At 73.9% G+C, this 24,334-nt stretch carries 16 protein-coding genes; 7 read left to right on the plus strand and 9 right to left on the minus strand.

Annotation, left to right across the window (positions count from 1 at the left end; all coding sequences use genetic code 11):
* Positions 1 to 87: 87 nt before the first annotated feature.
* Both ACIBCT_RS10050 and ACIBCT_RS10055 read right to left on the minus strand, forming a co-directional pair.
* Positions 88 to 2,445: an AAA family ATPase gene (locus ACIBCT_RS10050; protein WP_399187030.1), complete on the minus strand. Its 2,358-nt coding sequence runs from the start codon at positions 2,443 to 2,445 to the stop codon at positions 88 to 90.
* A 587-nt stretch (positions 2,446 to 3,032) separates the two neighbouring features.
* The gene (locus ACIBCT_RS10055) at positions 3,033 to 5,093 is read right to left on the minus strand and encodes a hypothetical protein (protein ID WP_399187031.1); all 2,061 of its coding nucleotides are present in this window, start codon (positions 5,091 to 5,093) and stop codon (positions 3,033 to 3,035) included.
* A 228-nt stretch (positions 5,094 to 5,321) separates the two neighbouring features.
* On the opposite strand from ACIBCT_RS10055, the gene ACIBCT_RS10060 reads away from it, so the two are divergent.
* From ACIBCT_RS10060 to ACIBCT_RS10075, 4 genes are all read left to right on the plus strand, one after another.
* On the plus strand, positions 5,322 to 6,872 hold the full coding sequence (locus ACIBCT_RS10060) for an MFS transporter (protein ID WP_399187032.1): 1,551 nt from the start codon (positions 5,322 to 5,324) through the stop codon (positions 6,870 to 6,872).
* A gap of 176 nt (positions 6,873 to 7,048) precedes the next feature.
* A complete protein-coding gene (locus ACIBCT_RS10065; RefSeq protein WP_399187033.1) occupies positions 7,049 to 7,924 on the plus strand; it encodes a DoxX family protein in 876 nt (291 codons plus the stop codon).
* Positions 7,925 to 8,234: 310 nt separating this feature from the next.
* Positions 8,235 to 8,543: a MiAMP1 family antimicrobial peptide gene (locus ACIBCT_RS10070; protein WP_399187034.1), complete on the plus strand. Its 309-nt coding sequence runs from the start codon at positions 8,235 to 8,237 to the stop codon at positions 8,541 to 8,543.
* 256 nt (positions 8,544 to 8,799) lie between these two features.
* Complete coding sequence (locus ACIBCT_RS10075; protein ID WP_399187035.1) at positions 8,800 to 9,975, plus strand: low temperature requirement protein A; 1,176 nt, start codon at positions 8,800 to 8,802, stop codon at positions 9,973 to 9,975.
* 160 nt (positions 9,976 to 10,135) lie between these two features.
* Here ACIBCT_RS10075 and ACIBCT_RS10080 read toward each other — a convergent pair whose 3' ends face one another.
* From ACIBCT_RS10080 to ACIBCT_RS10090, 3 genes are read right to left on the minus strand one after another with little or no spacing between them, the layout of a single operon-like run.
* On the minus strand, positions 10,136 to 10,381 hold the full coding sequence (locus ACIBCT_RS10080; RefSeq protein WP_344896248.1) for a hypothetical protein: 246 nt from the start codon (positions 10,379 to 10,381) through the stop codon (positions 10,136 to 10,138).
* Positions 10,382 to 10,441: 60 nt separating this feature from the next.
* Positions 10,442 to 11,902 carry a serine/threonine-protein kinase gene (locus ACIBCT_RS10085; protein WP_399187036.1) on the minus strand — a complete coding sequence of 487 codons (1,461 nt, stop codon included), beginning with the start codon at positions 11,900 to 11,902 and terminating at the stop codon, positions 10,442 to 10,444.
* Positions 11,903 to 11,939: 37 nt separating this feature from the next.
* On the minus strand, positions 11,940 to 15,497 hold the full coding sequence (locus ACIBCT_RS10090) for a WD40 repeat domain-containing serine/threonine protein kinase (RefSeq protein WP_399187037.1): 3,558 nt from the start codon (positions 15,495 to 15,497) through the stop codon (positions 11,940 to 11,942).
* A 680-nt stretch (positions 15,498 to 16,177) separates the two neighbouring features.
* Between ACIBCT_RS10090 and ACIBCT_RS10095 the strand changes: the two genes are divergently transcribed.
* Positions 16,178 to 16,351 (plus strand): hypothetical protein, encoded by a 174-nt coding sequence (locus ACIBCT_RS10095; RefSeq protein ID WP_344896255.1) that lies wholly within the window; start codon positions 16,178 to 16,180, stop codon positions 16,349 to 16,351.
* A 93-nt stretch (positions 16,352 to 16,444) separates the two neighbouring features.
* Positions 16,445 to 17,443 (plus strand): DNA-3-methyladenine glycosylase family protein, encoded by a 999-nt coding sequence (locus ACIBCT_RS10100; RefSeq protein ID WP_399187038.1) that lies wholly within the window; start codon positions 16,445 to 16,447, stop codon positions 17,441 to 17,443.
* A gap of 221 nt (positions 17,444 to 17,664) precedes the next feature.
* On the opposite strand, the gene ACIBCT_RS10105 is transcribed toward ACIBCT_RS10100, so the two are convergent.
* The 4 genes from ACIBCT_RS10105 to ACIBCT_RS10120 form a co-directional block, all read right to left on the minus strand.
* On the minus strand, positions 17,665 to 17,925 hold the full coding sequence (locus ACIBCT_RS10105; protein ID WP_399187039.1) for a hypothetical protein: 261 nt from the start codon (positions 17,923 to 17,925) through the stop codon (positions 17,665 to 17,667).
* A 314-nt stretch (positions 17,926 to 18,239) separates the two neighbouring features.
* A complete protein-coding gene (locus ACIBCT_RS10110; protein WP_399187040.1) occupies positions 18,240 to 21,104 on the minus strand; it encodes a vitamin B12-dependent ribonucleotide reductase in 2,865 nt (954 codons plus the stop codon).
* An 85-nt stretch (positions 21,105 to 21,189) separates the two neighbouring features.
* A complete protein-coding gene (gene nrdR / locus ACIBCT_RS10115) occupies positions 21,190 to 21,651 on the minus strand; it encodes a transcriptional regulator NrdR (RefSeq protein WP_362811726.1) in 462 nt (153 codons plus the stop codon).
* 635 nt (positions 21,652 to 22,286) lie between these two features.
* Positions 22,287 to 22,466, minus strand: a complete 180-nt coding sequence (locus ACIBCT_RS10120; RefSeq protein WP_399187041.1) for a hypothetical protein — start codon at positions 22,464 to 22,466, stop codon at positions 22,287 to 22,289.
* A gap of 1,135 nt (positions 22,467 to 23,601) precedes the next feature.
* On the opposite strand from ACIBCT_RS10120, the gene lexA reads away from it, so the two are divergent.
* Positions 23,602 to 24,312 carry a transcriptional repressor LexA gene (gene lexA / locus ACIBCT_RS10125; protein ID WP_399187042.1) on the plus strand — a complete coding sequence of 237 codons (711 nt, stop codon included), beginning with the start codon at positions 23,602 to 23,604 and terminating at the stop codon, positions 24,310 to 24,312.
* Positions 24,313 to 24,334 lie beyond the last annotated feature (22 nt).

Raw genomic sequence — 24,334 nt, forward strand, 5'->3', positions numbered from 1 at the left:
CATCTTGCTACACTCGGCGACCGACAGGCTGCATAGCGTACCGAATCGGAGGCATCTCGGTGAACGATGACGCCGGCGGGGCCGATGTCACTTCCCGGCGAGCTCGTCCACGGCGGCGCGCAGGTCGGCGCTGGTGATGGTGGTGAGGTCGGCGGCGCTGGCGGTGGCGTCGCCCAGGGCGGCCAGGCGGACGTCCCTGCGCATCGCGGCGCGCTCGAAGAGCGAGCGGGCGAACCTGCCGTTGCCCAGGCCGTCGATCAGGCCCTCGTCGCAGACCCAGGTGAAGACCTCGGCCAGGTCGCGCCGGGCCGCGTCGTCGAACCTGTCGCCCGACTCGTCGGCGAGCAGCACCGCGATCTCGGTGAGCTCCCGCGGGGAGTAGGAGGGGAACAGCACCCTCTGGTTGAACCTGCTGGCCAGGCCGGGGTTGGAGGCCAGGAAGGCGCTCATCTCCCGCTCGTACCCGGCCAGGATGACCACCAGCCGGTCGCGGTCGTCCTCGGCCCGCTTGAGCAGCGTCTGCACGGCCTCGGTGCCGAAGGCGTCGCCGCCGCTGTAGCCGGAGTTGACCAGGCCGTAGGCCTCGTCGATGAAGAGCACCCCGCCCAGCGCCCGGTCGACCAGCTCATTCGTCTTGATCGCGGTGGCGCCCAGGTGCTGGCCGACCAGGTCGGCCCGCTGCGCCTCCACCACGTCGGGCTGGGGGAGCAGCCCCAGCGCGGCGAAGATCCGGCCCAGGATGCGGGCCACCGTGGTCTTGCCGGTGCCCGGCGGGCCCGCGAAGACGAAGTGCCGCATCTGCGGCGGGGTGGGCAGGCCCCGCTCCTCGCGCATCCTGGCCACCCTGAGCTGCGCGGTGATCGCGTGCACCTGCCGCTTGACGGGCTCCAGGCCAGCCATCCGGTCGAGGTCGGCGAGCGCCTCCTCCAGAGAGGGGGCCGCCTGGTAGCTCCGGTAGCGGGCGGTGAGCTCGTCGAAGGCCTTGACGACGTCGCCCTCGGCGGTGGTGACGAGGTCCTCGGTGGTGGGCGCGCCACCCGCCCCCACCACCCGCACGTCCCTGGCCTGCGCGGCGGCCTCCACCAGGCTGCGGACGAACCGGGCGTTGCCCAGCTCGTCGACGATCGCCCGCCGGTGGACGTCCTCGAAGCGGGCGAGCAGGGCGGGCATCGCCTCCGGCGCCATCCGGTCGCCCCGGCGCCGCTGCAGCAGCTCGGTGATCCGCACCAGTTCGTCGGGGGCGTAGCTGGGAAAGCGGACCCGGCTGGAGAACCTGCTGGCCAGACCCGGGTTGGAGGCCAGGAAGGCGGTCATCTCCTTCTCGTACCCGGCCAGAATGACGATCAGGCGGTCGCGGTCGTCCTCGGCCCGTTTGAGCAGCGTCTGCACGGCCTCGGCGCCGAACCTGTCGGGCTGGCCGTCGCCGGAGTTGATCAGGCTGTACGCCTCGTCGATGAAGAGCACCCCGCCCAGCGCCCGGTCGACCAGCTCGTTCGTCTTGATCGCGGTGGCGCCGAGGAACTCCCCCACCAGGTCGGCCCGCTGGGCCTCCACCACGTAGGGGGTCTCCAGCAGGCCGAAGGCGTAGAAGATCTTGGCGACGGTCCTGGCCACGCTGGTCTTGCCGGTGCCTGGCGGGCCGACGAAGACGAAGTGCCGCATCGGCGGCTCGGTGGCGTACCCCGCCTCCCTGCGCAGCCTGGCCGCCTCGATCGAGGCGGCGATGGAGCGGACCTGCTCCTTGACCGGGGCCAGGCCGATCATGGCGTCCAGCTCGCCGAGGGCCTCCTCGACCGAGATGGGCGGGGGCGCGTCCTGCCGGGCGGGCGGGGCGGGGACGGCGTGCCCGCCCTCGCGGACCCTGAGGCCGGCCTGCGGCTGCTCGGCCGTCGCCGTGGCCAGTGCCCGGCGCGCCTGGAGGAACCGGTGGACCAGCACCCCGGCCGCCGCGGCGTACGCGGCCCAGATCGCGACGGCGGGCGCCAGGGCGGTGAGCAGCGTGCCGAACAGCAGCGCGACCAGACCGGCCGCGCCCAGGGCCATGGCGGTGGTCGCCCACGGCGGGACCCAGCGGATGAGGTGGGCGGCGCCGGCCACCAGGGGGGCGAGCACCGTCAGCGCCGTCAGGACCGGTGAGCCCCAGCCGTACCCTCCCTGGACGACGGTCAGGACGGCCAGCCAGACCAGGACCACCAGCAGGGTGGCGGCGGCGCGCGGGAAGCTCAGGGTGAGCGCGGCGAAGCCGAGCAGCGTCAGCGTGACGAAGAGCGTGCCCAGGACCGACCAGCCGGTGCCCAGCGCCAGCGCGACCGCCGCGACCAGCACGGCGACGTAGAGCAGCCTGCGCAGGGGGGGTGCGAGCCGGAAGTAGCCCGACCGCACCTGCTCGAACAGATCACGTGCGGCCGCGCGCCCCGCCGGCCGGGCCCTGCTGGATTCCCGCATCACGCCTCCCCGGTCCGCCCCCGGTTATACCGCACCGGGGGGACGTTTGCGCGTGCCTGTGCGTCGCGCCACGCCGCCGGTCGGGCACGATCAGATATCAGATGAGAGCGGATGAAAACGGCGTCCGAGGCGGCGTGTCCCGCCCGGCGCCGTCCCGGCCGCCCCACCCGCCCCCGGGCCGTTCCCGCGTCCCGCCCGTGGCGGGCGGTGACCGGGCCGCCGCCGCGCGTGACCGGCCGGTCACGGCCGGCGGTTGCGCTCCGGCCCGCTGTCCGCGACCGCGGGCGGGAGGACGGCCGGGCCGGGGCGGGGGCGGAAACCCGGGAAAGGGCAGAGAAATGTCACCGCCCGGCAAGCCGGCGGCGTGCGGGAGCGTCCCGGTGACGGGCCCGTGGCGGGGCCGTCCGGCCGGGGAGCGCTCCGGTAGCGAGCCGGGGCCCGTCGCGGGGCGGTCCGGTCACGGGGGTCGTCGGGGTCGTCGGGGTGGTCGAGGCGGGGGGCGTCAGGGCGGGCAGGCCCGCGGGAGGCGCTCGGGTCACTCGGGTCACGGGGGCCGTCCGGACGCTCCGGGGGCCCGCGCGGGCTGGTCAGTCGCGGGTGGAGCGTCCCTGGTGGCGTCCGGGGTAGTCGGCGATCGTCACCTCCTTGGGAGTGATCCTCAGCAGGGCGGCCTCGGCGTCGCCGATCGCGATGCCGCGCACCTCAGCCCAGAAGCGGCGGTCGAGAGGGTCGGCGACGAAGACCGCCACCCTCGGGTCGCGTTCGGCGGCCTCCCAGGCGTCGGACGCCGCGATCAGGCGCAGCTCGCCCCCGGGTCCGATCGAGCTGACCGCGCCGACGGCCAGCGTGCGCGGGCCGTCGGGGCCGGTGTAGGCGAGCACCACCTCCCGCGCGTAGGTGAGGGCGGCGCGCACCTCCCCGGTGAGCCCCACCGGCGGTCCGGCGTCGCCGGGGAGCCGGGCGCCGCAGCCGTCGCACATGACCAGCGAGGCCCGTCCCGGCCCGGCCGCCCCCCGCCACCACGCCCGCGTCGACCCGGCGGCGTACACCGCCACCGGCACGGCCAGCAGGACCAGGGCGGCCCGCCAGGCCCACGCGCCCACCGGGCCGGCTCCGAGCCACGGCGCCACGGCGGCCACCCCGAGCAGCGGGGCGGCCACGGCGGGCAGGACCAGGGCGGCCGCCAGCCCGCGGTCCGCGGCCGCCGCCCGGCCCAGGCAGGGCGCCAGTCCGGGCCGGGCACGCAGCCGGCCCAGGGCGAACGGCACGGCGAGGGCGGCCAGCGCCAGGAGCCGCCCGCTCCCGGCGGCGACGGTCACCACCACCGCGGCCGCCGCCGACACCGACCAGGCCCGGCCCGCCACCAGCCAGAGGGTCACGTCGAGGTCGCGCCGGGCCGTACGGTCGTCACCGGCCGCGGCGAACTCGGCCAGGGCCCTGACCGGCCGGCCGCGCCAGACCCCGGCCAGCACCCGCGGCACGAGCGGCACCGCGCCGGACAGCAGCACCAGCCCGGCCAGGACCGCCCAGAGGGTCCCCGGCGCGCCCGGCGGAAGCGGCGGGAGCAGCGGGAGCGGCCCTGCGGGTGACGGCGGCACCCGCGCCGGCAGGCCGGCGACGATCACGACGTAGGCGGCCAGCGCGGCCAGGGTGAGCAGGAGCGACACGCCGAGCCAGGGATCGCGGACGAGCATGCCGGGCACGTACGGCCAGAGCCTGACCCGGCGCGCCTGCCGCAGGGTGATCGCCAGGACGGCGAGCGGCACCAGGGCGCCGCCGATCCTCGCCGCGCCGGCCAGGCCGAGTCCGAACTCCACCGCGCAGACCGCGACGAGCGCGACCGCCAGCAGCAGCCGGGTCCGCCGCGACCACGTCTCCAGCGCGCGCCTGGCCCGTCCCGTCTCCCGCGGGTCCACCGGCCAGGCAGGGTCGTGGTGGGCGCGCGGGCCCTGCCAGCGCAGCAGGGCCAGGCCGAGGTTGATCCGGGCGCCCACGTGGTCCGGCGCGAGGCCCAGCGCGGCCCGGTAGGAGTCCTCGGCGTGGCGGTACCGGCCGCGCAGCAGCGCGAGATCACCGGCCAGGACGTGCGGGTCGGGCTCTTCGGGCGCGTAGCGGACGGCCCGCGAGGCCTGCGCCCACGCCTCGCGCCAGCGTCCGGGCACCCGGCGCAGCGCCGAGCCCAGGCGCATCCGCGCGGCCCAGGAGCCCGGCGCGAGGCGTACGGCCTCCTCGGCCGCGGCCACGGCCTCGGCGTCCCGGCCGAGCCGCTCGAACGCCAGGCTGGCCAGGCGGTAGCCCCAGTCGGCGCCGGAGGCCGCGCCGCTCCCCGCGCGGGGATCGGCACCGGTCCCGGGGCGGATCCCCGCGGGGGGAGCGGTGCCCGGCCCGGTACGGGGCCCTGCCGTTCCCGCCCGGGTCCACATGTCGACCCCCGAGACGGTCGCCCCGGCGATCCCCGTGCCGTCCCCGGTGCCGGTTCCGCCGGGGGGACCGAGATCCAGGGCCCTGCGGGCGGCCTCCAGGGCGGCCTCGGGCCGGTCCCGGGCCAGCCAGGAGACGGCCACCGCGCACCACTGCCGGGGGTCGTCGGCGTCCCGGGGCGGCGGGACCGGATCGGGGCCGACCGGCCCGCCGGGCCCGCTCACCACGACGGCTCACGGGCCTCGCGCTGATCCCCCACGCCCGCCATGGTCGGTGCCGGGGTCCCCGTTTGCCTAGACGACGGTATAGCCCTGTATCTCTCTAGAGAGGTCCGGACGGATCCCTGCAAGACGGACATATCTATAGATGCATCATCGAATGCCAACCCATGCAGTGCCGGACTTCGCCTAAGCTGCGACGCATGTTCGTCCAGGCTGACAAATCCTGAGCGGCCCATGACCAGCGTCGTGGCCCACACCGGGCATGCCGACGGCGACCCGCGGGCATCCGGTGCCGGCCGGTGGTCGATCCTCGCCCTGCTCTGCTTCAGCCTGTTGCTGATCGCGGTGGACGCCACGGTGCTGCACATCGCGGTGCCCGCGCTGACCGCGGCCCTGGAGCCGAGCTCGGTGGAGCTGCTGTGGATCATCGACGTCTACTCGCTGGTGGTCGCGCCGCTGCTGCTGACCTTCGGCACGCTCGGTGACCGCTACGGGCGCAAGCGCCTGGTGCTGGCCGGCTACCTGGTCTTCGGCGTCGCCTCGGCGGCGGCCGCGTTCGCGCCGACCCCGTACGCGCTGATCTCCGCCCGCGCCCTGCTCGGCGTGGGCGGGGCGATGATCATGCCCGCCACCCTGTCCATCATCCGGCAGGTCTTCACCGACCGGCACGAGCGTGCGGTCGCGCTGGGGATCTGGAGCGCGGTGGCGGCGGCCGGGGCCGCGGTGGGCCCGCTCGTCGGCGGGGTGCTCGTCGAGCACTTCTGGTGGGGCGCCGTCTTCCTGATCAACGTCCCCATCCTGCTGGTCCTGCTGCCCACCGCGGCCAGGCTCCTGCCGGGAGGCCGGACGCGCTCGGACCGCCCGTGGGACGCGCTCAGCGCGCTGCTGTCCGTGCTGGGGATCCTCGGCGTGGCCTTCGGCCTCAAGGAGGCCGGGGCCGGACACCCCGCGGGAGCGGTGGCGTTCCTGGCCGGGGCCTGGCTGCTGGCCTGGTTCGTCCGCCGGCAGCGACGGCTGCCCTTCCCCCTGCTCGACCTGGACCTGTTCCGGCGGCGCGCGTTCTGCGCCGGGGTGGGCGGGGTGCTGCTCACGGTCTTCTCCCTGGTCGGGCTGGAGCTCATGCTCGCCCAGTACCTCCAGCTGGTCCTCGGCGACAGCCCGCTCCAGGCGGCGGTACGGCTGCTCCCGCTGATGATCGCCTCGATCGCGGGCGGGCTGACCGGGGCGCGCCTGCTGCGCTGGTTCGGCCTGCGCGCCACGATGAGCGGCGGGCTGGCGCTGACCGCGCTCTCCCTCACCCCCACCCTGGCCTGGGGCACCGAGGGGCATCCCATCGCCCTGACGTTCTGCTTCGTCGGCATCGGCTTCGGCATCCAGGTCACCCTGCTGGCCGCCTCGGACACGATCATGTCGTCCACCCCGGAGGCGCTCGCCGGCAGCGCCGCCGCCACCGAGGAGACCGCCTACGAGCTGGGCGCCGGCCTCGGGGTCGCGGTGCTCGGCACGATCACCACGATCGTGTACGCCCCCTCGCTGGCCCAGGTCCCCGGGATCGGCCCGGGCGCGATGGACCAGGCCCGCCAGTCGCTGGCCTCGGCCGCGCACATCGCGCGGGAGATCGGCGGCGCGAGCGGGGACGCCCTGCTCGCCGCGGCCCGTCTCGCGTTCGTCTCGGGCCTGCACTCGACGATCGTGGTGAGCGTCCTGCTGCTCGGCGCGACCGCACTGGCGGTGGGGCTGCTGGTGCCCGGCCGGTCACGGGAGGGACGGGACGACCCGTCGTGAGGGGCCATGGGGGCTCCGGCCCCTCCCCGTGGGAGCGCCCCGGCGGGTCCCCGGATCCCCCGCGCGCCGCACCGCCGTGCGGCCCGGAGGCGGTCCCGGGGTTTGGAAGACCCCGGTTCGGTCATCTATCGGTCAGGCATGGGCAGGAACGGTGAATCTCACCAGAAAGAGGAGCCGTGCGACGAACCCTCCACGATCTCGCCTCGCTGGCCGCCAGGCTGGGCGTGGGCGGGATCTTCTTCGCCAACGGCTGGCACAAGCTCGAAGCGGGCCTGAACGCCACCGCCGCCCAGTTCGCCACCCTGGAGGCCCCCGGCCCCTACATATGGGCGGCCGTCACCATGCTGACGGAGCTCATCGGCGGGGCGTTGATGGTCGCCGGCCTGGCCGTGCCCGCCTGCGGCCTGCTGCTGTTCGCCGAGGCCCTCGCCGTGTTCGTCCTGGCCAGCGGCCAGGTCGGCCTGCCGCTCACCGGGGGTGACGCCAAGCTCATCGTCGCGCTCGGTGCCGCCTCCATCCTGCTCGCGGTCGGCGGCGCGGGCCGCCTGTCGGTCGACCACATGGTGGTGATCAAACGCCGCGAGGCCGAGGCCGCCGAGGACTTCGCCGCCGAGGCCGAGGCCGACGACGTCATCGCCTCGTTGCGCGAGCCCGAGCCGCCCGCCCGGCCGTCCACCCGGACGGCACCGGGTGCGCCGGTCTCGGGGAACTCGGGGAACTCGGGGAAGAGGCCCGGCGACGGTCCCGGCCCCGCCTTCTCGGATCCGGGCTTCTCCGATCCGGGCTCCTCCCCCGCGGGCTCCGTCCCGTCGGGGAGCGGCGCCTCCCGGAGCACCGCCGCGAAGGCCGTCCCCGAAAGCGGCGCGGGGAGCGACGAAAGAGGGGCCGACACCGCCGAGTTCCCCGCGGCCCGCCCCCGTACGCGTACCCGCAAGCCTCCTCCGGGAGCCACCGGGGCCGCGGCCCCGGCCGCACCGGCTCCCCCGCCCGCCCCGGAGACGACCGGCGACACCCTGGTGGCCGGGAAGAAGGACAAGCCCGCCGAAGGCTGACCCGTCCCCCGGACCGGGACGCGTTCTCATGAGGCCGCCTGTGACGGTGCCTCGATGACGGCGTTCGCATGTCGGCCGTCGGAGGCCCGCGAGGACCGAGAGGACCGAGAGGACCCGGGAACGAAGAGGGCCGCGGGGACGAGGTGACCGCAACCTGTCGTCACGGTAAGTAGTTGCTCGATCACTCTTCGTGCATGATGGGCCCTGTTCCGCAGCGGGACGGCGACCGGGTCCCGGGCACCCTCCGGGCCCGGCCGCCGCACCCGGGTGGGATCGCAGAAGCGCAGAACCCTCGACCCCAAGGAGCGCAGTGAAGAGAACCCTCATCGTGTCCGCCCTGACGGCCGGGATCGTCGCGATCACCGCCGGTGCCGCCTACGCCTCGCAGTACGTCGCCTACGAGGGCCCGGGTTTCACCGGCAGATCCGTCGTGATCGACGCCTGCGGACCGTCCAACATCCCCTACCACGGGTCCTACAAGTGGTACGGCGACGGCCAGTCCGGCCGCATGTACAACCAGCCCGACGCGCAGGGCCTGATGCACTTCCGGCTGCCCTCCGACGACAACGCGGAGCAGAGGACGCCCGTCGGCTGGCAGAGCATCTTCATCGAGTGCTGATCCCGGCAGGTCCGGGCGGTCCTGGACGGACCCCTGCGGGACCGCCCGGACGGCGACCCGGGAGGAGACCACCCGGAAGAGGCCCGCCGGAGCGCTCCGTGACCCGACCATGACGATCCTTCCCCCCTGACAGGCGACCCCCCTTCCCCCTGTGGCCGAGGCGTCCGCCGCACGACGCCTCGGCCCGTCGCCGACGGACATGGCGCACGTACCGCGACCAAGCGCTTCGATGTGACATAAATGGATTCACACGGAGATGTCGTACCTGCACAATGATCGGATGCGCCTCCCCGGCTGGTTCGCGGAGCGGGCCGCGCCCGCACCGCAGGAGACCGAACTCCGTGTCTCCACACTCGAACTCTTCTTCGACCTCGTCTTCGTCTTCACCGTCACCCAGCTCACCGGCCTCCTGGTGGACGGCCTGCAGGAGGGCCGCCCCGTCGAGGGCGCGCTGCAGGTGCTGCTGGTCTTCGGTGTCATCTGGTGGATGTACGCCGGGTACGCCTGGCTGACCAACGCCGTCCCGCCCACCAGGCCCGCCCGCAGGGTGCTGATCCTGCTGGGCATGGCGGGATTCATGATCGTGGCGCTGTCGATCCCCGCCGTCTTCGACGGGGACGGCGTAGCCTTCGCGATCGGGTACCTGCTGCTGGTCGTCGTGCACGCCGGGCTGTACCTGCAGGGCACCTCGGCCATCACCAGGGTGCTCCCGTTCAACCTCGGCGGTACGGCGCTGGTGGGCGCGGCCGCCCTGGTCTCCGCGCCGTACAACTACCTGCTCTGGGCCGCCGCGGTGATCCTGCTGTGGGGCAGCCCGTACTACATCGGGCAGAAGGGCTTCAACCTCCGGGCCGGGCACATCGTCGAGCGCCACGGCCTGCTGGTGATCGTGGTGCTCGGCGAGTCGATCGTGGCCCTGGGCATCGGCGCCAAGGGGCTCCACGTCGGCCTCGCCCTCGGCGTGACGGCGGTGCTCGGCCTCGCGCTGGCCGCCTGCCTGTGGTGGCTCTACTTCGGCGGCGACGACGAGACGCGCGCCGAGCACGCCCTGGAGGGCGCGGAGCCCGTGCGGCGCACCCGGTTGATCCTCGGCGCCTACTTCTACGCGCACATCCCGATGCTGCTGGGCGTCGTCGCGGTCTCCGCGGGCGTCAAGAAGGCGATCGGCCATCCGACCGACCCGCTGAAGCTCAGCGCCGCCCTGGCCCTGGCGGTGGGCTTCGCCCTGTTCGTGGCGGGTGGCGCCTGGTTCCGGCGTGTCCTGGGCATGTCGGGCAACGGCCCGCGGGTCTGGGGCGCCCTCGTCGCGCTCGTCACGGTCGCGCCCGGCCTGTGGTCGGCCCTCGCGCAGCTCACCGCGCTGACGGCGCTGGCGATCGTCGTGATCGTCGTGGAGCGGCGCTCGAACGCCGCCGTCGCCCCGGCGCACTGACCTCGCCGCCGCCCTCCTTCTGCCCGTACCGGAGCCGCGGGCACGGGCAGAGGGACGGGCGGCGAGCGCGGACGGGCCCGGCCTCCCGGGGCCGTCGTCCCGTGTCCCGGTCCCCCGTCCGGACCGGTGACCCCTCCCGTCGTGAAGCCCGCCCCGAGGATCAGACCTTCATGCCGGTCCGGTCCACGATGGCGTCCGCCCCCTCCATGCGGGCGCAGTGGGCGCAGCAGAACCAGCGCCGGTCGGCCTCTACGCCGTGCCCGACGATCCGGACCCCGCAGTGCTCGCAGATCGGCGCCATCTTCTGGATCGCGCACTCGAAGCTGTCGAAGACGTGCACCCTGCCCTGGGCGTGCACCTCGAAGCTCATGTCGTAGTCGTTGCCGCACGTCTCGCAGCTCGCCATGTCTCCCCCCGAAAACTCATGGCCGTTTCCCGTGGGGGTCCTACCCACCCGCCCGCCCGATCAGACCGTCCGCCCGGCCACGATCACCGCCGCGACCAGCGCCGTCACCAGGACGGCCGAGGCCGCGAGCAGCACGGGCAGCAGCCGGGCGAACCGGTCGCGCGCCACCAGACGGACGCGACCGGCCTCGATCCATTCGCGCAGCCGGGGCCAGGCGTACGGCAGCGCCGGGGACAGCGCCCACGTCCCGCCAGGACGCCGCACGGCCAGCCCGCCGAAGGCGCCGAGGACGGGTTCGGCCGCCGGGGAAACCTTCACCTCTCGGGTGACCGCCTCCCCGTCGGCCGCGACGGCCACCAGCCTGAGGAACACCGCGGGCGCGCGCTTCCGGGCCTCCGGGCCGAGCGCGGCGTACGCGGCCTCGGCGAGGTCGCCCAGCGCGGGGTCGTCGCAGGCCGTACGGACCCTCGCCCCCGCCTGGGCACCCGCCCTGAGCAGCGCGACGACCTCGGGCTCCCGGGGTCCGGTCGCCGCGGGCGTCCCCGGCGCGTCCGGACCGGAGCGCGTCCGGTCGCCGGTGGGCGCGCCGGACGGACCCGGCACAGCGAGCAGATCCGGCAGGTCCGGCAGATCCGGCAGATCCGGCAGATCCGGCAGATCCGGCAGATCCGGCAGATCCGGCAGATCCGGCAGAGGGAGTGAAGCGGACAGATCGGACAGCTTGGGCAGGGCCAGCAGGTCGAGGAGCAGGTCGCGGGCGGCCGGGCGGGCGGAGGCGTCCTTGGCCAGCGCGGCGCGGGCGAGGGGGCGCAGCGAGCGGGGCAGCGGGTCCAGGTCGGGGTCGAGGGAGAGGACGCGGTGCATCACGGCCCCCAGGCTGCCCGCCGCGAACGCGTCCTCTCCGGTGGCCGCGTACAGCACGACCGCGCCCCAGGCGAACACGTCGGCCGGGCGTCCCACCCGGCCACCGGTGAACACCTCGGGCGCCAGGTACGACGGCGCGTACGGCTTCAGCGCGGAGGCGGCCAGCGCCGATCCCAGGCCGGGAGCCACCCCGAAGCCGGTGACCCGGGGGCCGTCCCGCCCGACGATCACGTTGTCGGGGGTGAGGTCGCGATGGATCACGCCGGCGTGGTGCAGGGCCGTCAGGGCGGTGGCGACCGCGGTGGCCAGGCCGCGCAGGTCGTCACCGCCGAAGAGGCGCCCGGCCCGGCGCAGGCTGGGACCCTCTACGTACTCGCTGACCAGGTAGGGTCTGGGCCCGTCGAAGTCGGCGTCCAGCACGCTCGCCGTGCAGAACGGGGCGACCCGGCGGGCCGCCTCGGCCTCGCGGCCGAGCCGGGCGCGCAGTTCCGGGTCGGCCGCCGGGCGGCCGTGCATGACGCTCACCGCGACCCGCCGCCCCCCGGCGTCGTAGCCCTCGTAGACCGTGCCCCGGGCGCCCGCCCCCAGCCGTCCGGCCAGGCGGTAGCCGCCGAGCCGCCATGGGTCGCCCGCGCCGAGTTCCCGCGCCACTCTCATGCGGGATTCGATGCGGCCCGGGGGGTGAAAGTTCTCCTCAGGCGGGACAGACGTCGCGGTAGGGAAGATCCCCCAGGTGGGCGCGCCACTCCTCGCGCGACAGGGTACGGCCCGCCCGTTCGCAGACGGCGCGGGCCACCGCGGCCGGGGCGACCGGATGCTCGGTCAGGGTGCCGTCCGAGTCGACGAGGACCAGGGCGTCCCCGCCGGAGCCGAACGCCAGGGAGCGGAGGTCACCGGGCTGCACCGCGATCGGCGGGCCGAGACGACGCCCGGTCTCGACGTCCCACACCCCCACCGACCGCTCGCTCGCCGCCGCGGCGATGACGTCACCGCGGGGGGAGTACGCCAGCCCCGTACGCGCCGTCGTCCCCGTGCCCCGCTCGCCGCGGATCAGGGTGCCCACCCGCCGCCGTCCGCGGGTCTCGAACACCGACATCCGCATGGTCTGATCGACCGTGGCGAAGCGGGCGCCGTCCCCGGAGAAGGCCAGCGCCGTCGTCTGGATGCCGATGCTGGGCGAGCCGTAGGTCTGGCCGAACGGCTTGCCGGTCCTCGCGTTCAGCAGCCGGTGGTCACCGCCGGCGACCGCGAGCGTCCCGCCGTCCGGGCTGAACGCCAGCCGTTCGACGATCGTCTGGGGCCGCGACCAGCGCAGCCGCCCGCCGGGCACGTCCCAGACGTGGATCTCCCCGTCCGGTTCGACGTCCGCGTCGTGGTAGAGGGTGTAGGCGGCCACGGCGGTGCCGTCGGCGCTGATCGCCAGGGCCGACGCCGTACCGTCACGGGTGACGCCGAAGGAGGCGATCCTCTTGAAGGTGGCGGTGTCCCAGACGGCCAGCTCGGAGTCGTCGACGCCGGTGACGGCCGTCAGCCGCCGGCCGTCGCCGCTGAAGGCCATCTCGAAAGCGCCGCTCGCCCCTTCGAGCTCGATCGGCAGCGAGCCCTTCCGGGCGCGCGACCGGACGTCCCGGATCACGATCTCGCCCGCCCCCTCGGCCCGGGAGGCGAGCAGCCGCCCGTCCGGGCTCAGCGCCGCCCAGTGGGTGCCGGCCCCCTTGAGCGTGACCGGATCGGTCAGCCCGGAGATGTCGAGGGCGGTCACCGCGTCCTCGGTGAAGTACCGCAGGGTGCGCCCGTCCGGGTCGAAGGCCAGGACGGGCAGGTAGGCGTCGATCCTCTGGGTGAGCAGCGGCTGGGCGTCCCGGACCCGCCAGACGCGCAGGGCCGTGTGGGTCGCCAGGGCCAGGAAGCGCCCGTCCGGGCTGAAGACGAGGTGGCTCTCGGCGACGTCCTCGTCGAACTCGAAGGAGCGATCCAGCTTCGCGCCGGTGGAGGCGTCGCGCAGCTCGGCCCGCCGCCCCCTCAGGACCGCGACGGTCGCGCCGTCCGGGCTGTAGGCCACGTTCGGCACGCACGCGCAGCGCCCGCCGAGCGGGATCCTGCGCAGGTCGTCCAGGGTGAACGCGGTCGCCGTGCTCTCCAGGCCACCGGCGACGATCCGGGTTCCGTCGGCGGAGACGTCGAAGTTGACGCCCGCGACGGGCACGGACCGCTTCTCCCCGGTGGTGAGGTTCCAGACGGTGTTGGCCTCCCCCTCGGTGATCACGAGCCAGTCGTCGGAGCGCCCGAACCGCACGCCGAGGTCGCCGCCCATGCCGGGGGCGCCGACGGTGAGTCCGGCGCCGGTCGGCCTGCCGGTCCGTACGTTCCAGACCCTCAGCCTCGTGCCGTCGGCCACGGCCAGCAGCCTGCCGCCCGGGCTCAGCGCGATCTCCCGCAGGTCGTCGCCGAGGCCGGTGACGCGGCCGACGCGCCGGCCGGTCCGCACGTCCCAGAACCGCGCCTCGCCGTCGCTCGCACTGACGAGCGTGCGCCCGTCGGCGCTCAGTTCCCTGAGGGTCTGTATCCCGGGGTCGGGGTCGCGGAAGGTGGCCGTCTCGCGCTGGACCAGGGAGCCGGCCAGGCTCGCCCTGGCCTCGGGCACCGGCGCCAGCCGCCAGGCGGCCACGCTGAGCAGCATGGCCGTGACCGGTTCGGCGACCCGCAGCGTGTCGGCCGTCGCCGCCAGCCGGGCGGCGGTGGCCTCGTCGCGCTGGGAGGCGATGACGGTGCTGCGGGCGTCTGCCACCCTGCTCTGCTGCACGGCCAGCGCCCCGGCGGCCAGGGCGACCACCAGCAGCACGGCCAGCGTGGCCGACAGCGCCCGGTTGCGGCGGGCGCGGCGCCGGGTCAGGGCGGCGCCCGCCTCCAGGAAGTCGCGCTCGATCGGGCTGAGCGTGATGTTGCGGCGGCCGGTGGCCGCCCAGTGCATGGCGTTCTCCAGGCTGCTGCCCTGGAACAGGTCGCCGTCCTTGCGGCCCTGGGTCTGCCAGCGGCGCGCGGCGGCGAGGATCCCGCGGTGCACGGCCAGGCCGTCCCGGTTGGCCTGGACCCACATGCGCAGCCGCGGCCAGGCCTGCGGCAGCGCGGGACGTGACAGCCACACCTCCCGCTCGTCGTGGGTGACCAGGTAGGCGAAGACCTTCAGCAGGCGGCGGACCGCGGCCGCCTCGGCCTCCTGCCTCCCGTCGAGGAGCTCGGACCACTGTGCCTGCCGGACCAGCAGGCGGCCGTCGTCGTCGACGGTGACCAGCCGCAGGAAGACCTCGGGGGCCAGCTCCCGCTCGGCCGGGCCGAGCCCGGCGTAGGCGTCCTCGGCGAGGGTGCCGAGCGCGGGGTCGGCGGAGGTGGCGCGGATCTGGGCGCCCGCGTCGCTGCCGGCGGCCAGCAGCCTGGGCGTGTCGATGGCCCCGTCCCCGCTGACCAGGGCGAGCAGCAGGTCCCTGGCGGTGGGCCTGGAGGCGGGGTCCTTGGCCAGCGAGGCGGCGACGAACGGCCGCAGGTGCTCGGGCAGGATGTCCAGCTGGGGCTGGACCGACAGCACGCGGTGCATGACCCCACCCAGGCTCTCCGCCCGGAACGGGTCGGCGCCCGTCGCGGCGAAGACCATGATCCCGCCCCAGGCGAAGACGTCCACGGCGGTGGTCGCGCGCTGGCCCATGAAGATCTCGGGGGCCATGTAGGTCGGGGTGCCCGCCACCATGCCGGTCGCGGTCAGCGACATGTCGATCGTCCGGGCGATCCCGAAGTCGATCACGCGGGGGCCGTCCGGGCCCAGCAGGACGTTGTCGGGCTTGAGGTCGCGGTGGATCACCCCGGCCTCGTGCACGGCCGTCAGCGCGGTGGCGATCGCGGTCCCCAGGCGGTGCAGGTCGCCCCCGGTGAAGCGGCGCCCCTCGGCCACCGCCTTGCGCAGGCTGGGGCCCTCGACGTACTCGCTGACGATGTACGGCCGGGGCCCGTCCAGGTCGGCGTCCAGCACCCCCGCCGTGCAGAACGAGGAGACGCGGCGGGCCGCCGCGGCCTCGCGCCCGAACCGCTCGCGCAGTTCCGGGTCGGCACCGGCGTCGCCGTGCAGGACCTTCACGGCCACCCGCCGCCCGTCGGCGTCGTACGCCTCGTAGACGACGCCCTGTCCGCCCGCGCCCAGCCGGCCGGCCAGCCAATAGTCACCCAGGCGTTGCGGATCACCGTCGATAAGTGTCGTGCTCAACTCACACTCCGTTCAACGGTGGTTTGGACGCCCGGCGGGACCGAGAGGTTCGCGGGATGCTCTCGGGATGTTCGCCCACCCGGGACATGCCTGACCCTCCTTGCCTGAACGGTGCGGAACCCCTCCCGGCCACCCGGCCGCCGCCGGGCCACCGGCAGGTCGGGGCCCGGGCGGCGGCGCCGGGGACGTGCTCCAGGATGCCCGTTCCCGGCATGGCGGGGCGGGCCGTTCGGAGACTCGGGGACGCCCGGGACCGGCCGTGGTCACAGTATCCGGGCTCGCACCGGCGCGCCCGCACGCCGCGCGTGCGAGCCGGGAAACAGGTGCCCACCACGACACCTCCCGGCCGTCACCCTGTGTACGAGGCCGGACGCTCCGCGTGGCGAAAGCGGTTGATCCAATGGGTGGGGCGGGCTAGGTTTGCTCCGCACGGTCGGCGGGAAGGCCGCGCGAGCGACGTCGAACACGGCGAAGCGGAACGAACCCGGGAAAGGAAGCAGATCATGCGACGCGTCAGGATCGTCCGGCGGCGAAGAACACGCTGGTCGGATCGCACCCCCGGCCTGGACCTGCGGTCCCCCTCGGGACGTCGGCTCCCCTACTGATCCGGTCTTTACGACAGTTTTATGGACAGGTCTGTAAAAACTTCTTATAACGGAACCATCACGCCAGGGGGCTCAATGAGGAGACTTGTGGTCGTGCCACCGTACGTCGCACGGCTCAAGATCAGGGATATCCGTTCCGCGTCGCGTCGCAGGGCGCCCGGGGACGCCAAGGTGATCGATCTCGGCGCCTACACCGGCCGCAACGTGCTGCTCTTCCCACGGACGAGCGGCCCGGCCCCCGCCGCCTGATCCCCGCCACGAAGAAGACCCGCCCGGGGCGGGTCTTTCTGCGTTTCCGGGGGTGCGGCTCCGTCCCGGACGGGTACCGGCGATGCTGGTGGCATGCACGAAGAGACGGAACGGCGCACGCGGCACACCGGGTCCGCCGGGTCCACCGGGTCCACCGGGTCCACCGGGAATGCCGGGAGCACCGGGAACGCAGGCCCCGCCGAGGGCGCCGGTGTCCTGTCGCTGCGGCTGCCGTTCCGCGCGCCTCTCCGCGTGGACGGCCTGTTCGGGCACCTCGCCGCGACCGCCGTACCCGGCGTGGAGGAGTGGCGGGACGGCGCCTACCGCCGTACCCTGCGGCTCCCGTACGGCCACGGCGTCGTCGCGCTGCGGCCGATGACCGGGCACGTCGGCTGCGTGCTGAACCTCACCGATCTCCGCGACGGGCCCGTCGCGATCGCCCGGTGCCGTGACCTGCTCGACCTGGACGCCGACCCCGCCGTCGTGGACGGGCTCCTGGCCGAGGACCCGGCGCTGGCCCCCCTGGTGGCCGGAGCCCCGGGCCGCCGGGTGCCCCGTACGGTCGACCCTGCGGAACTCGCGGTACGCGCGGTGCTCGGCCAGCAGGTCTCCACCGCCGCCGCCCGCACCCACGCCGCCCGGCTGGTCACCGCCCACGGCGTACCGATCGCGGACGAGGCCGGGGGCCTCACCCACCTGTTCCCCTCACCGCAGGAGCTGTCCTCGCTGGACCCCTCGGCGCTCGCCCTCCCCCGGGCGCGCCGCGCCACCCTCATCGGGCTGATCTCCGCGCTGGCCTCCGGTGGGATCGACCTCGGTGCCGACCGCGACCGGGTTCGCGCGCAGTTGTCCGCACTGTCGGGATTCGGGCCGTGGACCGTCGAGACCATCGCGATGCGCGCCCTGGGCGATCCGGACGCCTTCCTCCCCACCGACCTGGGGGTCCGCGCCGCCGCCCGCAGGGCGGGCCTTCCCGTCACCCCGGCCGCGCTCACCGGCCGCGCGTCCGCCTGGCGGCCCTGGCGTTCGTACGCCGTGCAGTATCTCTGGGGCAGCGGCGACCACGCCGTCAACCGGCTGCCCGCCCCCTGAGCCTCCGCACCGGCTCTCCCCGGGCCACCGCGCCGGCCTCTCCCGGGCCACCGCACCGGCCGCGGGTTCTCGTCGCCGTTCCCGCACGGCCCTTTCCCGTACCGTTCCTTCCCGTACGGGCCGGGGGGCGTCACCGGCGTGAACGACGGGCCGGCCGGGGTGATCCCGGACGACCCGCCGTCGTCGCTCCGCCGGCGTCCCCTGCCGGAGACCGCGGACGTCTACTTCTTGTCGGAGTCCGACGGCGTCTGCGACAGCGCGCTGGCCGCGGCGGACTTCTCCTGCTTGGTCGAGTCGGAGTCGTTCAGCGTCTTGGCGGCGGCCGACGCCGCCTCGGAACCGGTCTCCCCCTGGCTCTGCGGAGCCTGCGACAGCGCGCTGGCCGCGGCGGACTTCTCCTCCTTGGTCGAGCCGGAGTCGTTCAGCGTCGCGGCGGCGGCCGACGCCGCCTTGGAACCGGTCTGTCCAGAGTTGCTTGACACGTTCTCACCTTTCCTCGAAGCGCGTTCGTACCGCGGAGGCGATGGTGTCACGCGGGCTCCCGCACCGCGCGTGACCTCACCGCCCGCGTCGCGGCGGGCATCCGGCCCCAGGGGCCGGGCGTCCGCCGTTGCGACGGCCTCGGGCCGACTACCCCGGCCGGGCGCCCGCAATCAAAAACCCGCAAGGCAAGGCACATCCGACATGTCCGGCGGCTCATCCTCGTCCCAGAGACGCCGAAAGGGGGCCGGACTCGACTCCGGCCCCCTTTCTCGTCATGGGGCGCTGTGCGGGCGCCGCTCCCCCCTGCCCGGGATCAGCTGCAGCCGCTGGTGGAACCGCAGCCCTCGCAGACGTAGCAGCTTCCGGCGGGACGCATCGTGGTGCCGCAGGTCATGCAGAGCGGCGCGTCGGCGGTGCGGCCCTCGTGGGACTCCAGCGAGCCGGTGCGGCGCGGGGCCTGCGCGGGCACCGCCTCCACGCGGGCCTGCGGCTCCTCTACCGGGGCCTGCGGCTCCTCGATCGGGGCCGACGTGGCGAGTTCGGCGATGACCTCCTCGGTGCGGATCGGCGCCGGATCCTCACCCCGCTGCTGGGCCGCCCGCTCAGAGGCGGAGAAGATGCCCAGGGCTGCGCGGTCGTCGTAGGGCAGGTGGTCCAGGGCCAGGCGGCGGAAGATGTAGTCCATCACCGAGGCCGCGATGCGCACGTCCGGGTCGTCGGTCATCCCGGCCGGGTCGAAGCGCATGTTGACGAACTTGCCCACGTACGTCTCCAGCGGCACCCCGTACTGCAGGCCGATGGAGATCGCCACCGAGAAGGCGTCCATGACACCGGCGAGGGTCGAGCCCTGCTTGGACATCTTCAGGAAGACCTCACCGAGGCCGTCGTCGGGGTAGGAGGAGGCGGTCATGTACCCCTTGGCGCCGCCCACGGTGAAGCGGGTGGTGGTGCTGGGGCGCTGGTTCGGCATCCGGCGGCGGGTCGGGCGGCTGATCTCCACGACCTTGATCTCCGGCTGGGCCGTGGCGGCCGCCTTCTCCTCGGCCTTGCGGTCCTCGGTCTTGCGTCCCGAGGCGGACAGCGGCTGGCCGACCTTGCAGTTGTCGCGGTAGACCGCCAGGGCCTTGAGGCCGAGCTTCCAGCCCTCCATGTAGACCTGCTCGATGTCCTCGACCGTCGCGGACTCGGGCAGGTTGACGGTCTTGGAGATGGCGCCGGACAGGAACGGCTGGGCCGCGGCCATCATCCGGACGTGGCCCATGGGGGCGATCGCGCGCTCGCCCATGGCGCAGTCGAACACCTCGTAGTGCTCGCGGCTCAGGCCGGGGGCGTCGACCACGTGGCCGTGCTCGGCGATGAACTCGACGATCGCCTCGACCTGCTCCTCGGGGTAGCCCAGCTGCCGGAGCGCGCGCGGGATCGTCTGGTTGACGATCTGCATGGAGCCGCCGCCGACGAGCTTCTTGAACTTGACCAGGGCCAGGTCGGGCTCGATGCCGGTGGTGTCGCAGTCCATCATCAGGCCGATGGTGCCGGTGGGGGCGAGCAGGGAGGCCTGCGCGTTGCGGTAGCCGTTCCGCTCACCGAGCCTGAGACACTCGGCCCACTGCCGGGAGGCCTCGCGGTGGATGGCGCCGTCCATCTCCTCGAAGGTGCGCAGCGCCTCGTTGGCCTCGTTGTGCTTGCGCATGACCCGCTTGTGCGCGTCGGCGTTGCGGGCGTAGCCGTCGTACGGGCCCACGACCGCGGCCAGCTCGGCACTGCGGCGGTAGGAGGCGCCGGTCATCAGCGAGGTGATGGCCCCGGCCACGGCCCGGCCGCCGTCGGAGTCGTAGGCGTGGCCGGTGGCCATGAGGAGCGCGCCGAGGTTGGCGTAGCCGATGCCGAGCTGGCGGTAGGCCCGGGTGGTCTGGTCGATCTTCTCGGTCGGGAAGTCGGCGAAGGTGATGGAGACGTCCATCGCGGTGATGATCAGCTCGGTGACCTTCACGAAGTTCTCGATGTCGAAGGTGTCGTCGTCCTTCAGGAACTTCAGCAGGTTGATGCTGGCCAGGTTGCACGAGGAGTTGTCCAGGTGCAGGTACTCCGAGCAGGGGTTGCTGGCGGTGATGCGGCCCGTCTCGGGGCTGGTGTGCCAGTCGTTGATCGTGTCGTCGTACTGGACGCCGGGGTCGGCGCACTCCCAGGCCGCCTTGGCCATCTTGCGGAACAGGTCCCGGGCGTCGACGGTCTCGATGACCTCGCCGGTGAGGCGGGCGCGCAGGCCGAACTTCTCGCCCTTCTCCACGGCGCGCATGAACTCGTCGGAGACGCGCACGGAGTTGTTGGCGTTCTGGTACTGGACGGAGACGATGTCCTTGCCGCCGAGGTCCATGTCGAACCCGGCGTCGCGCAGGGCGCGGACCTTGTCCTCCTCGCGGGCCTTGGTCTCGACGAACTCCTCGATGTCGGGGTGGTCGACGTCGAGGACGACCATCTTGGCGGCCCGGCGGGTCGCGCCCCCGGACTTGATGGTGCCCGCGGAGGCGTCCGCGCCGCGCATGAAGGAGACCGGGCCGCTGGCGGTGCCGCCGCTGGAGAGCAGTTCCTTGGAGGAGCGGATCCGGGAGAGGTTGACGCCGGAGCCGGAACCCCCCTTGAAGATCACACCCTCTTCCTTGTACCAGTCGAGGATGGACTCCATCTGGTCGTCGACGGCCAGGATGAAGCAGGCGCTCACCTGCTGGGGCGAGGCGGTGCCGACGTTGAACCAGACCGGCGAGTTGAAGCTGAAGACCTGGTTGACCAGGGCGTGCTTGAGCTCGTGGTCGAAGATCTCGGCGTCCTCGTCGGTGGCGAAGTAGCCGTGCTCGACCGCCGTCCTGGTGTAGACGCCCACCACCCGGTCGACGAGCTGCTTGAGGCTCCACTCGCGCTGCGGGGTGCCGACCGCGCCGCGGAAGTACTTGGTGGTCACGATGTTGGCCGCGTTGACCGACCAGGACCGGGGGAACTCCACGTCACGCTGCTCGAAGTTGACCGAGCCGTCGCGCCAGTTGGTCATGACGACGTCGCGGCGCTCCCAGGCCAGCTCGTCGTAGGGATGCACGCCCGGGGTGGTGAAGATCCGCTTCATCTTCAGACCCTTGCGCGGACGCTTGCCCCCGCGTGACACTGTGCCGCTGACGGTCTCCGTCATGACTTTCCCCCTCCTGGGACTCCGCAGAGCCCGCGAATCGGACCACACCAACGCGCCGTCTCACCCCCGGCGCCCGGGGCCTGTCTCACTTCTGTTCGGCGGAGCGCTCCGCCCGGAGCTGCTCGATCTCGGCCTCGAAGTCCGCCAGGGTCTCGAACCCCCGGTAGACGGAGGCGAAGCGCAGGTACGCCACCTCGTCCAGCTCGCGGAGCGGGCCCAGGATGGCCAGCCCGACCTCGTGGGCCGCGATCTCGGCGCATCCGGTGGCCCGGATGCTCTCCTCGACCCGCTGGCCCAGCTGCGCCAGGGCGTCCTCGCCGACGGACCGTCCCTGACACGCCCGCCGGACCCCGGCGATCACCTTGTCCCTGAAGAACGGTTCGGTCACGCCGCTGCGCTTGCTCACCATGAGCAGGACGGTCTCCTGCGTGGTGAACCTCCGCCCGCACTCCGGACAGGTGCGCCGGCGGCGGATCGCGCCGCCGTCCTCGGTGGACCGGCTGTCGATGACCCGGGTGTCAGGATGACGACAGAACGGACAGTGCACGTGTGCCGCCTTCCTGACCTGCCGAAGCGGCCCACCCACCTCATCCGCCCCACGACACGCGCGCGGATACGCTCGCGCACGCCTCTCGATCAGTCGAGAGGCGGTAATGGAACCACAATCTATGGTGAAGTGTTGAGGTGCAGCCACTAGATGTTGTGGTTCCAACCGTAGAAGTGCGCGACCATGAACGCAAGTTGAAAGGACCTTGCGGCGCGAAGTCGCTGATCAGCCGTTATTCCCCGGCGTGTCGCCGGTCCGCCCGATGTGCTCGCGCCCCCCGGGTCACCCGCTTCACCCACGCCCCGCCCGCACGCCACCGCTCCGCCCACGCCTCTGTCGTGCGTCACCCGTTCCGCCCACCGCGTCCCGCCCCCGGGCCGGCCGCCTCCCCCGCGCCCTGCCCGCACGTCAACCGCTTCGCCCACCGTCCCGCCCGCTTCACCCGTGCCCCGCTCGCGTCCCGGGCGCGGGTCCCGGGCGCGGGTCCCGGGCGCGCGGTGAGATCGCGCGCCCGGAGACGCCCCCCTTACGGCAGCAGGCTCCGGAGAAGGTCGAGTCCGGTGCCGGACCGGAACGCCGGGCCGCGGGGCCCGCCGGGGTCTGTGACGCGGCCGACCAACGGGACGGCCCTTCCGCTACGCCGGCGCCTCCACGACCCTCCACGGCGTGTCGCCCTTCCAGGGCGTGTCGCCGACGTGCGCCGTGACCGGGGACGGGCCCCGCCCTCCGGCCGGCTCGCCCGCCGAGATCGCGTCGATGCGCCCGCCGATCCAGAGCACTCCCAGGGTGAACAGCACCAGCGTCACCGCCGCCACGATCCTCCCACGCCGGGTGAGCCGGAGAGGCCGCCTGACCGCCTCGGGCCGGGACGTGACCGGCCGGAGAGCACCGGCCCCGGAGGCGCCGGAGCGGGACGTGCCGGAGCGGGGCACACCTGACCGGGGCGCGCTGGAGCGGGGCGTACCGGAGCGCTTTCCAGGGCGAGAGCGGCCGGGGCGGGACGGGACGACCTCGGGCGCGGCCGGCCCACCGGAGCGGGCGACGCCCGAGCGGGAGGCGCCGGGCCCGGGAACACCGGTCCGTGAGGCATCGTTCCGCGAGGCATCGTTCCGCGAGGCATCGGCCCGGGAGGCATCGGTCCGCGAGGTGCCGGTCCGAGCGGAGGAGCCGGACCGGGTGGCGCCGGACCTGGCGGCTCCGCGCCGGGTCTCGGCGCGCCCACCCCGGCCACGTCCGGACTCGCCGGAGCGGGCGGCTCCACGGCCGGATCCGGGCGGTGCGGGCCGGGAGCCGGAGAGGGGGCCCCCGGAGCGGAACAGCGCGGGAACCGCCTGCGCGGCACCACCGGAATCACCCGGACCGCCCGGGCCCGCCGGACCACCCGGTGCTCCCCCGCGCCGCGCCGTCCGCGCACGATCGGGCCCTCCGGCCGCTCCGGAGCCACGCGCTCCGGAGCCACGCCCGGACCCGCGCGCCGGGTCGGCCTCCCGTCCCGGCCCCGGCTCCCAGGCCGGGCCCGTCCGTCTGGCCGGGCCCGCCTCTCGCCCCGGGCCCGCCTGTCGTGCCGGATCCGCCTCTCGCCCCGGACCCTGCTCCCGCACCGGCCCCGGCTCCGGTCTCGGCGGCGGCACGAGCCGCAGACGCGGTGCGCCAGAGGCCCCAGAGGCCCCTGAGGACCGGTATGCCGCCCGGGATCGGGACGCGGACGTGGATCGCGGTGTCGTCGTGGTCGGTTTCATGGTGGCCCCCATCCCCTCGACCTGGCCGAACACATGTCGAAGAAAGATCGGCGAATCGAACACGATGTCGATCGAACTCCCGTACGATGTTGTACACCACGGCGTGGCCGATATCGAGGACATTCGAACAATTGTTTGAATATGATCTTGGGCCGAGATATGGTCGCTGTGTGCGACGTGTTCAATACAGATCGGGAGGCGAGGAGTTCGTATGAGCCAGCACGACCAGAACGGTTCGGCCGTCAGCGACCTGGCGGTGCGAAGGCGTGACTCCCTTGGCCTCACCCCCAGGCAGCGGAAGATCCTTGAGGTGATCCGGGACTCGGTGCAGCAGCGCGGCTACCCGCCGTCCATGCGCGAGATCGGTGAGGCCGTGCAGCTCACCAGCACCTCCAGCGTGTCGCACCAGTTGACGGCATTGCAGCGCAAGGGCTACCTGCGCCGTGACCCGCACCGGCCCCGCGCCCTCGAGGTGCGCCTTCCCGGCGAGCCGGTGCTCTGGGTGGATCCCGACTCCGACCAGGACGAGGCACCGGTCAGCCGGCCGACCGCCGCCTACGTGCCGCTGGTCGGGCGCATCGCCGCCGGTGGCCCGATCCTCGCCGAGGAGAGCATCGAGGACGTCTTCGCGCTGCCCAAGCAGCTCGTCGGCGAGGGCACGCTCTTCCTCCTCCAGGTGACCGGTGACTCGATGATCGAGGCGGCCATCGCCAACGGCGACTGGGTGGTCGTGCGCCAGCAGCCCGTGGCCGACAACGGCGACGTGGTCGCGGCGATGATCGACGGTGAGGCCACCGTGAAGACCTTCAAGCGCAGGGACGGCCATGTCTGGCTGGTCCCGCACAACCCCAACTACGACCCGATCCCCGGTGACGAGGCCACCGTCCTGGGCAAGGTCGTGGCGGTCCTCCGCAAGCTCTGAGGCACACGAGCTCCGGGGCACA

Origin of the sequence: Streptosporangium sp. NPDC050855, from assembly GCF_044456585.1 — a bacterium.
GTDB lineage: Bacteria > Actinomycetota > Actinomycetes > Streptosporangiales > Streptosporangiaceae > Streptosporangium > Streptosporangium longisporum.

Coding starts and splice junctions, on each gene's coding strand:
- ACIBCT_RS10050 (WP_399187030.1), bottom strand. CDS start 2,445: ATGCGGGAATCCAGCAGGGCCCGGCCGGCGGGGCGCGCGGCCGCACGT.
- ACIBCT_RS10060 (WP_399187032.1), top strand. CDS start 5,322: ATGACCAGCGTCGTGGCCCACACCGGGCATGCCGACGGCGACCCGCGG.
- ACIBCT_RS10075 (WP_399187035.1), top strand. CDS start 8,800: ATGTCGTACCTGCACAATGATCGGATGCGCCTCCCCGGCTGGTTCGCG.
- ACIBCT_RS10080 (WP_344896248.1), bottom strand. CDS start 10,381: ATGGCGAGCTGCGAGACGTGCGGCAACGACTACGACATGAGCTTCGAG.
- ACIBCT_RS10085 (WP_399187036.1), bottom strand. CDS start 11,902: ATGAGAGTGGCGCGGGAACTCGGCGCGGGCGACCCATGGCGGCTCGGC.
- ACIBCT_RS10095 (WP_344896255.1), top strand. CDS start 16,178: ATGAGGAGACTTGTGGTCGTGCCACCGTACGTCGCACGGCTCAAGATC.
- ACIBCT_RS10100 (WP_399187038.1), top strand. CDS start 16,445: ATGCACGAAGAGACGGAACGGCGCACGCGGCACACCGGGTCCGCCGGG.
- ACIBCT_RS10110 (WP_399187040.1), bottom strand. CDS start 21,104: ATGACGGAGACCGTCAGCGGCACAGTGTCACGCGGGGGCAAGCGTCCG.
- lexA (WP_399187042.1), top strand. CDS start 23,602: ATGAGCCAGCACGACCAGAACGGTTCGGCCGTCAGCGACCTGGCGGTG.